The 12,100-nt window shown below is 59.5% G+C and carries 12 protein-coding genes; 6 read left to right on the top strand and 6 right to left on the bottom strand.

Features of this window, described 5'->3' with window-relative positions; genetic code table 11:
* Window positions 1–1,104: a DNA replication/repair protein RecF gene (gene recF / locus PG888_RS07590; protein ID WP_270693120.1), complete on the top strand. Its 1,104-nt coding sequence runs from the start codon at window positions 1–3 to the stop codon at window positions 1,102–1,104.
* Entirely contained in the window at window positions 1,101–3,512 is a 2,412-nt protein-coding gene (gene gyrB / locus PG888_RS07595) for a DNA topoisomerase (ATP-hydrolyzing) subunit B (RefSeq protein WP_042063292.1), read from the top strand. The genes recF and gyrB overlap by 4 nt, the downstream gene beginning before the upstream one ends.
* A gap of 67 nt (window positions 3,513–3,579) precedes the next feature.
* On the opposite strand, the gene PG888_RS07600 is transcribed toward gyrB, so the two are convergent.
* From PG888_RS07600 to PG888_RS07610, 3 genes are all read right to left on the bottom strand, one after another.
* Window positions 3,580–4,344, bottom strand: coding sequence for a GNAT family N-acetyltransferase (locus PG888_RS07600; protein WP_270693122.1), 765 nt, complete (start codon window positions 4,342–4,344; stop codon window positions 3,580–3,582).
* A gap of 178 nt (window positions 4,345–4,522) precedes the next feature.
* Window positions 4,523–5,446, bottom strand: a complete 924-nt coding sequence (locus tag PG888_RS07605) for a helix-turn-helix domain-containing protein (protein WP_270693124.1) — start codon at window positions 5,444–5,446, stop codon at window positions 4,523–4,525.
* A gap of 95 nt (window positions 5,447–5,541) precedes the next feature.
* The gene (locus PG888_RS07610) at window positions 5,542–6,312 is read right to left on the bottom strand and encodes an MBL fold metallo-hydrolase (RefSeq protein ID WP_270693126.1); all 771 of its coding nucleotides are present in this window, start codon (window positions 6,310–6,312) and stop codon (window positions 5,542–5,544) included.
* Between the two features lie 280 nt (window positions 6,313–6,592).
* Here PG888_RS07610 and PG888_RS07615 point away from each other — a divergent pair, with 280 nt between their 5' ends.
* A complete protein-coding gene (locus PG888_RS07615) occupies window positions 6,593–7,006 on the top strand; it encodes an Hsp20 family protein (RefSeq protein ID WP_005339298.1) in 414 nt (137 codons plus the stop codon).
* 92 nt (window positions 7,007–7,098) lie between these two features.
* The gene (locus tag PG888_RS07620; protein ID WP_042063298.1) at window positions 7,099–7,539 is read left to right on the top strand and encodes an Hsp20 family protein; all 441 of its coding nucleotides are present in this window, start codon (window positions 7,099–7,101) and stop codon (window positions 7,537–7,539) included.
* Window positions 7,540–7,605: 66 nt separating this feature from the next.
* Here PG888_RS07620 and PG888_RS07625 read toward each other — a convergent pair whose 3' ends face one another.
* Complete coding sequence (locus PG888_RS07625; RefSeq protein WP_270693129.1) at window positions 7,606–8,859, bottom strand: valine--pyruvate transaminase; 1,254 nt, start codon at window positions 8,857–8,859, stop codon at window positions 7,606–7,608.
* 302 nt (window positions 8,860–9,161) lie between these two features.
* Between PG888_RS07625 and PG888_RS07630 the strand changes: the two genes are divergently transcribed.
* Complete coding sequence (locus PG888_RS07630; protein WP_270693131.1) at window positions 9,162–9,395, top strand: hypothetical protein; 234 nt, start codon at window positions 9,162–9,164, stop codon at window positions 9,393–9,395.
* Here the strand turns inward: PG888_RS07630 and PG888_RS07635 are convergent.
* The gene (locus PG888_RS07635; protein ID WP_270693132.1) at window positions 9,325–10,149 is read right to left on the bottom strand and encodes an AraC family transcriptional regulator; all 825 of its coding nucleotides are present in this window, start codon (window positions 10,147–10,149) and stop codon (window positions 9,325–9,327) included. The genes PG888_RS07630 and PG888_RS07635 overlap by 71 nt on opposite strands.
* 92 nt (window positions 10,150–10,241) lie before the next feature.
* On the opposite strand from PG888_RS07635, the gene PG888_RS07640 reads away from it, so the two are divergent.
* Window positions 10,242–11,369, top strand: a complete 1,128-nt coding sequence (locus tag PG888_RS07640) for a multidrug effflux MFS transporter (RefSeq protein WP_270693134.1) — start codon at window positions 10,242–10,244, stop codon at window positions 11,367–11,369.
* A 4-nt stretch (window positions 11,370–11,373) separates the two neighbouring features.
* Here the strand turns inward: PG888_RS07640 and PG888_RS07645 are convergent, their stop codons facing one another.
* Window positions 11,374–12,057 (bottom strand): response regulator, encoded by a 684-nt coding sequence (locus tag PG888_RS07645; protein WP_005342298.1) that lies wholly within the window; start codon window positions 12,055–12,057, stop codon window positions 11,374–11,376.
* Between the last annotated feature and the right edge of the window lie 43 nt (window positions 12,058–12,100).

Here is a 12,100-nt window from a genome sequence, read left to right on the forward strand (position 1 = left end):
GTGTCCCTGGTCAAACTCCAGCTCAGCGACTTTCGCAATATCCAGCAAGCCAGTCTCAAGCTGTCGCCCGGCCTTAACATTCTGGTCGGGTGCAATGGCAGCGGCAAGACCAGCGTACTGGAAGCCATTCACTACCTTGGTCTGGGGCGCTCCTTTCGCACTCATTTGACCGGGCGGGTCATCCGCCAGGGGGAGCGGGCGTTTACCCTGTTTGCCCAGTGCGAACTGGAAGGGCGTCAGGTCCCGATCGGTCTTGCCAAAGACAAGAGTGGCGAGACCCAGCTCAAGATTGCCGGAGCGCAGGCCCAGCGGCTGGCCGATTTGGCGGAGCTGTTGCCGGTGCAGTTGATCCATCCCGATGGTTTCAACCTGCTAACGGGCGGGCCTCAGGCTCGCCGTGCCTGGCTCGATTGGGGCGTTTTCCATCAGGAGCCGACCTTCTTTGCCCTGTGGGGGCGAGTGCGGCGGCTGCTGAAACAGCGCAATGCGCTGCTGCGCCAGAGCACCCAGTACCGCCAGCTGGCGTTCTGGGATCAGGAGCTGGTGCGGCTCGGTGGTGAGCTGGCCGAATTTCGCGCCAGTTATTGTCAGTCCATTACGCCCCTGATCAAGGAGATGACGGCGGACTTTCTGCCGGAATTCGATATCAGTCTCGGCTTTTACCGGGGCTGGGAGAAAGATACCCCCCTCGGTGATCTGCTGGAGGCGGGGTTTGAGCGGGATCGGGCGCTGGGCTATACCGGTGTCGGTCCACAGAAAGCCGATGTGCGCCTCAAGGCGAACGGGGTACCCGCTCAGGATATTTTGTCCCGGGGTCAGCTGAAGTTGCTGGTCTGCGCCATGCGACTGGCCCAAGGGCTCTATTTGAATCAACATAGCAGCCGTGGCTGTATTTTTTTAATTGACGATTTTGCCTCTGAACTGGATGTCGACAAGCGCCGCTTGCTGGCCGCAAGGCTGAAGCAGTGTGCGTCTCAGGTGTTTATCACCGCCATCGATACCGGTCAGCTCGCAGACATGATGGATGCGAATGACTGCAAGTTGTTCCACGTGGAACAGGGTAAAATCTCCGAAACGTTAGAGAAGGCAGAGAGTAAGCTATGAGTGAAAATACTTACGACTCCTCGAATATCAAGGTGCTGAAGGGCCTGGATGCGGTCCGCAAGCGCCCGGGGATGTATATCGGCGATACGGATGATGGCTCGGGTCTGCACCACATGGTGTTCGAAGTCGTCGATAACTCCATTGACGAGGCGCTCGCTGGCTACTGCTCCGATATTCTGGTCAAGATCCATTCCGACGGTTCTGTCTCTGTGCGTGACAATGGCCGGGGTATCCCGGTAGACATGCACGAGGAGGAGGGCCGCTCCGCCGCAGAGGTCATCATGACCGTGCTGCACGCTGGCGGTAAGTTTGATGACAACTCCTACAAGGTTTCCGGCGGCCTGCACGGCGTGGGTGTCTCGGTAGTTAACGCCCTCTCTGACAAGCTGTTGCTGACCATTCGTCGTAACGGCCACGTCTACGAGCAGACCTATCATCTGGGTGAGCCGCAGGCGCCGCTCAAGCAGATTGGCGACAGCACCGGCACCGGTACCGAAGTTCGCTTCTGGCCGAGCCCGACCATCTTTACCGATACCCTGTATCACTACGAGATCCTGGCCAAGCGCCTGCGTGAGCTCTCCTTCCTCAACTCCGGTGTTTCCATTCGTCTGCTGGACGAGCGGGATGGACGCGAGGCGCATTTCTGCTATGAGGGCGGTATCAAGGCGTTCGTTGAATACCTGAACCAGAACAAAACCCCGATCCACCCGAAGGTGTTCCATTTCACCACCGAGCAGGATGGCATCGGCGTTGAAGTGGCGATGCAGTGGAACGACGCCTATCAGGAAGGGGTCTACTGCTTCACCAACAACATCCCGCAGCGGGATGGTGGTACTCACCTGGTTGGTTTCCGTACCGCGCTGACCCGTACTCTGAACTCCTACATGGACAAAGAGGACTACAGCAAGAAGGCCAAGTCTGCCGCCAGTGGCGACGACGTACGTGAAGGTCTGATTGCCGTTATCTCCGTCAAGGTGCCGGATCCCAAGTTCTCCTCCCAGACCAAGGACAAGCTGGTCTCTTCCGAAGTGAAGACCGCCGTCGAGCAGGCGATGGGTGAGAAGCTGGCCGACTTCCTGCTGGAAAACCCGGGCGATGCCAAGATCGTGGTCAACAAGATCATCGATGCGGCCCGTGCCCGTGAAGCGGCTCGCAAGGCCCGTGAACTGACTCGCCGCAAAGGTGCGCTGGATATTGCCGGTCTGCCCGGCAAGCTGGCTGACTGTCAGGAAAAAGACCCGGCGCTTTCCGAACTCTACATAGTGGAAGGGGACTCTGCTGGCGGTTCCGCCAAGCAGGGTCGCAACCGTAAGAACCAGGCCATCCTGCCGCTCAAGGGCAAGATCCTGAACGTAGAGAAGGCCCGTTTCGACAAGATGATCTCCTCGCAAGAGGTGGGCACCCTGATCACCGCACTGGGTTGCGGTATCGGTCGTGACGAGTACAACCCGGACAAGCTGCGTTACCACAACATCATCATCATGACCGATGCGGACGTCGATGGTGCGCACATTCGAACCCTGCTGCTGACCTTCTTCTATCGTCAGATGCCGGAAATCATCGAACGTGGCTACGTCTACATCGCCCAGCCGCCGCTCTACAAGGTTAAGAAGGGCAAGCAGGAGCAGTATCTGAAAGACGAAGATGCGCTGCTGCAGTACCAGACCGCCATGGCGCTGGATGGTGCAACCCTGCACGTCAACGAATCTGCTCCGGCCATCGGTGGCGAGGCGCTGGAGCGTCTGGTCAATCAGCACCGTGCCGTGTCTCACCTGATCACTCGCATGTCCCGCCGCGCGCCGGATGCCGTCCTGACCCAGCTGATCTATCAGCCGGAGCTGAACGAAGCGCTGCTGGCCAGCGAGAGCGATCTGCTGGCCTGGTGTCAGGGTATGGAAGCCGTGCTCAACGAGAGCAACCACGGTATCCAGTACCAGATCCAGGTTCGTCGTGACGAAGAGCGCAGCCTGTACGTGCCGCACGCCGTGGTACGTCAGCACGGTGTCGACCGCGAATACCCGCTCAGCTACGACTTCCTGCAATCCTCCGAGTACCGTCAACTGGTCTCGCTGGGCAAGGAGATCGCCAACCTGATCGAGGAAGGTGGTTACATCAAGCGTGGCGAGAAGGTCAAACCGGTTGCCAGCTTCGTGGAAGCGGTCGACTGGCTGATGAGCGAAGGCAAGCGTGGCATCTACATCCAGCGCTATAAAGGGCTGGGTGAGATGAACCCGGACCAGCTGTGGGAAACCACCATGGATCCGGAAGCCCGTCGCATGCTGCGCGTCACCATCGACGACGCCGTCGGTGCTGACCAGCTCTTCTCCACCCTGATGGGTGATGCCGTTGAGCCCCGTCGTGACTTTATCGAGACCAACGCCCTGCGCGTGGCCAACCTCGACGTCTAATCGACGCAGTCAGACAGCAAAAAGCCGCTCCTTGTGAGCGGCTTTTTTACATCTGCAATCTGCCCGATCAGAGCAGTTTGCTCATGATGACCAGATTGTGGGGGTGCTTGGTGCCATCGCTAGCCATGCGGTGACGCAAGGCTGGCACTATGTGGTGAATGGTCTGGAAGCCCAGTTTGGTATAGAAGGGCTCGGCGGTCTGGGTACCGAGATTGACCTCGCAAACCCCTTGCCGGGTCAGGTACTCCAGCACGGCAGTGGCGAGCCGGGTGCCGCTTCCCGCGGGTTGTCCCGGTCGCATCACCACTGTGCCGATATAGGCGTAACGCCGCTCATCCTGGTTCCAGATTGATCCTGACATGCCACCCTGCAATTCACCATTTTTATCGCGCAGCATCAACACAAAGGTTGGCCGGATCTTGGGATCCTGCTCGTTGACGGCCTCGATATAGAGCGTCTTGCCTGCCACATGAGTGCCAGATTGTATCCTGAAGATCGTTGTATGGTCGGGGCCTGCGGGCATATGAACCGCTTCATGCCGATAACCGTGATCGACAAGCGGGGCCTGTACCTGAGGATAAGTGGTGAGTATCACCACCTCATTGATGAGATGACCCTGTTGCTGCTGCGCCGCGATCAGTTGCGCCAGATAATCGAGCGGTGCATTGAGAAAACGGGTTTCCGGGTAGTGGACGATGACGTTTGGATTGAAACCAAACTCCTGTTCACGCAGTTGCAGCAGGGCAAATAGCGCCAGCTGTCGTTCGCTCAGTTCATCGGGGGTGCTGTTGTCCGGCTGGAACAGTTCGAGCGGGTTATGTCGAGTGGTCATTGTTTCTCCAGAGAGTAAGGCGCGGGGATGATAGCACAGACAATGTAGTCAGCCTCCCGACGTTCCACGTGAAACACTTGCAGGAAAAACTTAAGTGGATGTCAGGTTGGTTGGCCAGCCTAGCTAGCCGGTGGTCGTGCAACAGCGGGCATCATCAGGAGTTATGGCCGCGAAAAGATCATCGCCACTCGCTGGGGGAGATGGCAAAGCGGGCACGAAAGTGATTGTGCAGGGAGGTGGCACTCTTGAAGCCGACCAGCTCGGCGATGCGGTCGATGGAATGACCGCTTACTTCAAGCAACTCCTGACTGCGCCTGAGCCGTTCCGCCAGCAGCCATTCACCCACCGAGAGGCCGGTAGCCTGATGAAAACGGCGGGTAAAGGTGCGTCGGCTCATCAGGGTGTGGGCCGCCAGAGAGTCCAGGGTATGGTGGGCGGCCAAATGGGCACGCAAGTGATCGAGCAACTGGTTCATCCGGACATCGCGGGTGGAGGCGGGCACCGGCTGTTCGATAAACTGGGCCTGACCCCCTTCCCGGTGGGGCGGGATCACCAGTCGCCGTGCCACCTTGTTGGCGATGGCCGAGCCGTGGTACTGACGCACCAGATAGAGGCAGCAGTCCAGTCCGGCGGCGGTGCCTGCCGAGGTGACCAGCCCATCGTCATCCACGTAGAGGGCATTGGTATCGAGCTGCACGCAGGGAAAGCGGCGGCAGAAATCCTGTTCGTACTCCCAGTGGGTCGATGCCTTGCGACCATTGAGCAGCCCGGCATAGGCGAGCACATAGGTGCCGAGACAGAGCCCGACCAGCCGGGCACCTCTGGCTCTGGCTGCGATCAGCGCCGCCGGTGGCCGTGCAGCCGGGTCGTGCCAGAAGGGGATGACGATGATCTCCGCCTCGGCCAGCACCTCCAGCCCATAGGGGGCCTGAATGGTGAAGCCTTGTGCCGAGTGTGCGTGACGGTTGCCATCGCCGCAGCAGATCTTGAGTTCGAACAGCGGCTGGCCCGGCAGAATATCGCCGAAGATGAGGCAGGGGACGGCGCAGTGAAAAGGGCTGAAGTGATCGAAGGTCACCACGGCAACGATCGGGGTGGTCATGGTGTTGGCTCCTCTCTGCGCGCAGACCACTCATCATAAGCGTTCGGCAGTGAAAGCCGAAGGGCCATGCGCGCTGTTCGGCATGGCCCAGTCAGTTACAGCGAGAGAGCCTCGCCATCCGCCGGTATCCGCACCCGATCCATCATGCCTCGCTCGGTCAGATAGGTATGAAGTTCCTGACGTGACAGCACGGCGTGGTTGACCGCCTCCATATGGCTGGCGATCAGCGTGGCCTGCGGTGCGGCCTGATATACGGCGGCGACATCCTCCTTGCCCATGATGATGGAACCGAGCCCGGGCACCTGCGCATCGCCGCAGTTGAGAATGACCACCTCGGGCTGATGTTGTTGCAGGGCTTGCTCGACCGAGGGATGCCAGATGGTATCACCGGCCAGATAGAGGCTCTGCTCATCGGGGTGGGAGAAGACCACACCGCACACTTCTCCCATGCGCTCACCCAGCACCGCCATCAACTGGTCGCTGCCATGCTGACCACCGGTCTGCTGCAGGCGAATACCGGCAAACTCGGGCTGGTCGCTCAGCAGGCGCACATCCTCAAAGCCACTGGCACGAATGGCATCGGCATCCTTCTGATGTTGTACCAAGATCGGCAGATGCTTGGGGATCAGGGCTCTGGCGGCATCATCCCAGTGGTCGGGATGGTCGTGGGTGACAATAACGGCGTCCACATCGACCAGCGCATCGATCGGCAGTGGCAGCTCGACCAGCGGATTGCGCAGCTGGCTGTTGGCGGTGCCCTCAAAGCCGGGGAAGGCACCCTTGGCCGAGAGCATGGGGTCGATCAGAAAGCGGGTGCCGGCATAGTCGAGCAGCAGGGTGGCGTTGCGAATTTGGGTAATCTTCATGGGAGACTCCATATTGGCTGGTGGATATGAAACCCATTATGGGGGGCGGAGCGAGTTGCCATCAGTGGCCCACGGGTCGATTATCATCACTATCGGGCCAATAGGCTGATGTGCCAAAGGTCGGCGTGGCCATTTAAAAAATTTGAAAAAATCCCCCTTGAAAGGAAAAAGTGAGCCCCTATATAGGTAACAAGGCCGGAACGCTCAACAGAGGTTTCGACCAGTCGCCTGTCCATCAGGAGGGTAAACAATCCGTTATCGCTCACAAGAGGGTAATACTATGCGTTCTATCGACTTTTCTCCGCTCTATCGTTCTGCCATCGGTTTCGATCGTCTGGCCAATCTCATTGAATCTGCGGCCAGCAATGGCAATGCCGGTTATCCCCCCTACAACATCGAGCAACTGGGTGACAACGACTACCGCATCAGCATGGCGGTGGCGGGCTTTACCCAGGAAGAGCTGGAGCTGAGCTTCCAGGAAAATCTGCTGACGGTGAAGGGCAACAAGCAGGCCGACACCGGGCGCAACTATCTCTATCAGGGGATTGCCGAACGTGGTTTCGAGCGCCGCTTCCAGCTGGCCGACTATGTGCGGGTGAAAGGAGCTGACCTGAAAAACGGCTTGTTGCACATCGAGCTGGTGCGTGAAGTGCCCGAGGCGATGAAGCCGCGCAAGATTGAGATCAACGGCTGATAGCCTGAATTCACTGAAATTTTAAAATTTCCCGGGTGCCGATGACGGGCCTGTGGAGAGTTGAACCTGTTGCTTATTAGAAGGATAGGATTATGCGTAACCTCGATTTTTCTCATCTCTATTCCAATGCCGTCGGCTTCGAGCGGATGGCCCGTGAGCTGGAAGGTCTGTTCGATCAGAAGACCGCCGCTTACCCCCCGTACAATATTGAAAAGCGCGATCAGGATGGCTATCGCATCACGGTCGCCGTGGCTGGCTTCGAGCGCGAAGAGCTGGAGCTGGAGACCGAAAACGGCACCCTCAAGGTGAAGGGGCGCAAAGGGGCTGCGGCCGGTGAGCGTCAGTTCCTCCATCAGGGGATTGCCGAGCGTGACTTCGAGCTGGCCTTCAAGCTGAGCCAGCACGTGGAGGTGCAGGGCGCCAAGCTGGAGCATGGTCTGCTGACCATCGACTTGGCCCGCGAACTGCCGGAGGCGCTCAAGCCCCGCGCCATCCCCATCGGTAAACCCGACCAGCTGGCGCTGCCCGGTTAAGCAAACCGGATCGCGATAAACAACAAAGGCCTGCATCTGCAGGCCTTTCTGTTTTTGTCTGTCCGGTTAATCGGCGCGGTAGAGGCGGTTGATCTCCTCCGCCAGAATGGCGATGCCACGGCGCACCAGCTCCTCGCGCTGGGAATAGTTAAGGCGGATGCACTCCTGGCTGTGACGCCACTCGGGGTCATCGATGCCGGGGAAGAAGTAGTGACCCGGCACGATCAGCAGGTTCTTCGCCTTCAATCGCTCGTACAGTTCCTGACAGTGGATCGGCAAGCCTTCAAACCAGAGCCAGAGGAAGAGGGCCCCTTCCGGCTTGTGGATATGGAAGCGCGGGTCGGGGATCGCTTCGCGCAGCAGTTGTACCGCCAGCTCGGCTTTTTGCTGATAGAAGGGTTTCACCACCTGTTCGCTGAGAGTGATGATATCGCCGCTCTCGATCATCGGGATGGTGATGGCGGGCCCCAGACTGCCCGGCGCCAGATTGATGATGCCGCTCAGGTTGGTGATGGCTTGAATGATCTTCTCGTCGGCGATGACGATGCCGCAGCGGGTGCCCGGCAGGCCCAGCTTGGAGAGGCTCATGCAGAGGATGGTGTTGGCGTTCCAGAACGGCTTGGCTTCGCTGAAGATGATGCCGGGAAAGGGCACACCGTAGGCGTTGTCGATCAGCAGCGGAATGCCCTTGTCGCGGGCGATCTGATCGAGGTGTTCGATCTCTTCGTCGGTCAGCACGTTGCCGGTCGGGTTGGTCGGGCGGGAGACGCAGATCACCCCGATGTCGTCACCCACCTGCAGGCTCTCGAAATCCACATGGTACTTGAACTGGCCATCGGGCAGCTTCTCGATGGTGGGCTTGTAGGCCACGAAATAGTCGTCAGCCAGCGCCGAGTCGGCATAGCCGATGTATTCGGGGGCGAGCGGGAACAGCACCTTCTTCTTGCGGCCGTCGGCAAATTCACCGGCTAGCAGGTTGAACAGGTAAAAGAAGGCATTCTGGCTGCCGTTGGTCAGGGCGATATTACGGGCCGAGATATCCCACCCCAGCTCCTTGCTGAGCAGGGCGGCCAGCGCCCTGGTGAACCTGTCTTTGCCCTGCGGGCCGTCGTAGTTGGCCATCGCTTTGACCAGCTCGCCGTTGTCGAGCAGGCTCTTGGCCTCGGCCTGAAAGCGCTCCAGCATGGCGGGGATGGGAGCAGGATTGCCGCCACCCAGCATGATGGCGTCCGGATTGGTCAGCCCCTGATTGAGGTCATCCATGAGTTGAGTAATACCGGCGTGGCGAGTGAACTTCTCGCCGAACAAGGAAAATTCCATTCGGTGACAGATCCAGAGTCAGTTACGAAGATGTAGCACCATAGCTCAGTTTAAAAGCGGGTGTCGATTAAAAAGATGGGACGTTCCACGTGGAACATGGCGCAAAAATCAAGCCTGGTTAAAAGCACCAAATGTTGGTTTAAAAATGACCGAACGGGGTGCGTTTTTCGACTCAACTTGCTGTCGCAAGATAGTTAATTTAAACAAAATCATAATGTTATGAATTGTGCGAGTTGGCGCAACAATTGGTACAGCAATTGAAATAGCTATCTGGTCATCTCAACCATACCGGAGCAAACCAGATGAAAAGCCTGATCGCTACCCTGATTGTGAGTGCCCTGAGCCTGAACGTGATGGCCAACGAAAACCCGCGGCCCGAGCTGGAGAGTGCCCAGCTGGAGCAAGATGTGCAGAGCGAGTTGCAACAGGCATCCCATGCCGTGGTGCAGGATGCGCTGCACAACCTCAAGCTGCTGGCGCTGGATACCCTGGTGGTGGAGGCGAGTCAGGCTGCTGCGACTCACCCCGAGAGCTGAGATAGCGCAGGGGAGTCTGCCCCGTATGTTGTTTGAAGAAGCTGATGAAGGCGCTGTCGCTGGAGAACTCCAGCGCAGCGGCAATCCGGCTGATGGACTCGCTTTCTGCCAGTAGCTCCATGGCGCGCAACAGCCGCCACTGCTGACGCCACGCCTGATAGCTCATGCCGGTCTCCCGCATGAAGATGCGGCCAATGGTCTTGTCACTGGCACCCACCCGTTCGGCCAGCCGGTTGAGCCGATCGGGCAGGGCATCTCCCCGTTTCAACTGCTGTAGCCAGTCGCCCAGTCTGGGATCGGTCGGCAGCGGCAACTGCCACGACTCCCGCGGCGTCAGCCCCAACTCCTCCATAAACAGTGCCACCGTCCGCTGTTGCTGCTCTTGTGGCTTGTCCCACGGCCAGAGTGCCATCCGCTCGATCAGTTCGTGCAGCAGCGGATTGACCGCCAACACCTCCACCGTGGCGGGCAACTCGGGGTGTGGCTGGAAGTAGAGGGAGCGGTAGGCCACCACACCACGCATCAGTACCCGATGGGCAGTGCCCGCTGGCAGCCAGGCGGCGCGGGTGGGCGGCAGCAGGCAGACCCGACCTTCCAGCTCCATGGTCATGCAGCCGGATTGAGCGAACAGCAGCTGATGGCGCCGATGCTGATGCAGGCCCGAGTCGTGCCAACCGAGGGCGGAGGCAATGCCGATCACGCTGCCGGTCAGCTGGTCGGGGTCAAAAGGGTGATCGGGAAGAATAAAGGCCATGTGTCCGATTTTTGATGTTTATAGTCCTGTTTATTGTAATCAGACAAACGGCATCTCTCTAGAATGGCGACCTCTTGTGAAGGAGGTTTGTCATGAACAACAAGTTGCCACCGCTCTGGCTGGTGGTGGGATTGATGATGTTTCCCCAGATCGTGGAGACCATCTACAGCCCGGTACTGACCCACATCGCCACCCAGTTTCAGGTGAGCGAAGGGCAGGCATCCCAGACCCTGTCGGTCTATTTTCTGGCGTTTGCGGTGGGCGTGGTCTGCTGGGGACGGCTCTGCGATCTGATCGGGCGACGTCCCGCCATGCTGGCGGGGCTACTCACCTATGGCGTCGGCACCCTGCTGGCGCTGCTGGCCAACCAGTTTGAAACCCTGTTGCTGGCCCGGGTCATCTCGGCCTTTGGCGCCGCGGTGGGATCCGTGGTGACCCAAACCATGTTGCGCGACAGCTATCAGGGCAGCGATCTGGCGCGGGTCTTCTCGGTGATGGGCATAGCGCTCTCACTCAGCCCGGTGCTGGGGCTGCTCAGTGGCGGCCAGCTGGCGAGCGGGTTCGGCTCTCTCGGGGTCTTCAGCGGTCTGCTGGTGCTGGCGGCTCTCTTGCTGCTGGTGGCCTGTTGGCAACTGCCGGAAACCCGTCCGGCCACCACCTTGCGAGTCGCACTCTGGCCGCTGGCGTGCCGGATGATAAAGGATGGCGGGCTCTGGCGTAGTGCCATGCTGGTTGCCCTGTTCAACACCATGCTGTTTGGCTACTACAGTCTGGCCCCCTTCCTGTTTGCCGGATTGGGCTTGAGCACCGGCGAGTTTGGTTACTCGGGGATCTTGCTGGCGCTGGCGACCCTGGTTGGCAGCCTGCTCAACAAGCATCTGCTGGGGAGAGGATGGCTGCCGTCCTCTCTGGTCAGGCTGGCTTGTGTGCTGGCGCTGGTTGCCGGGCTGCTGGTTTGGGCGAGTCAGGCCAACCTCTGGTTCCTGTTGCCCATGATGGGGGTCGTCGTCGCTTTCGGGCTGGCTATCCCCAATGTGCTGAGTCAGGCGCTGTTGGCCTATCGCGAGGTGGCAGGCAGTGCTGGCGCCCTGTTCGGGCTTGGCTACTACCTGCTGCTCAGTCTGGGATTGGCGGTTGCGGCTGGATTGCAGGATCTCGGCCTGTTGCTCAGTGGCTGCGGTCTGCTGGCACTGCTGTGCTGCGGGCGCCGTTCCACGTGAAACATCAGTTGCCGATAAAGCGGTAGCCGATACCGGATTCGGTCTCGATAAGTGCTGGTTGCTGGGGGTTATCCCCCAGCTTTTTGCGCAGGCTGGCGATGACGATGCGCAGGTAGTGGGTGTCCTCCTTGTGGCTCGGTCCCCAGATGTCGTTGAGCAGCTGGGTCTGCATCACCAGCTTGCCGGGGTGGCACACCAGCGCCTGCAGCAGGGCGAACTCCTTGCGGGAGAGAGGGATCTCCTCCTCTTTCATGGTCACCTTGTGGCTGCTGACATCCAGCGTCAGGCCGCATTGGGGGAAGTGGCGCCGCTCGCCGCTGCTGACGCCGGCCCGCTGGCGCAAGAGCACACGGATACGGGCCATCATCTCGCCGATGCCGAACGGCTTGCTCATGTAGTCGTTGGCGCCGGCATCCAGTAGCCGCACCTTCTCCTGCTCCGAATCGCGGGCCGACAGCACCAGCACCGGATTGGGGTGGTGTTCGCGAATGGCCTGCAACACCTGAATGCCATCGCCATCCGGCAGACCGAGATCGAGGATCACCAGATCGGGATTGAGGTGGCGATACTGCTCCAGCCCTTCATTGACCCCCACCGCCTCACTCACCTGATGCCCCTCGGCAATCAGGCTGATCCGCAGAAAGCGACGGATCGCCGCTTCATCATCTATGACCAGAATGTGCGCCATCGGACCTCCAGAGGCGAATGGTGGGAGGGGCTGAGTGAGCCGT

The sequence above is a fragment of the Aeromonas sp. QDB23 genome (assembly GCF_027707745.1).
Classification (GTDB): domain Bacteria; phylum Pseudomonadota; class Gammaproteobacteria; order Enterobacterales; family Aeromonadaceae; genus Aeromonas; species Aeromonas allosaccharophila.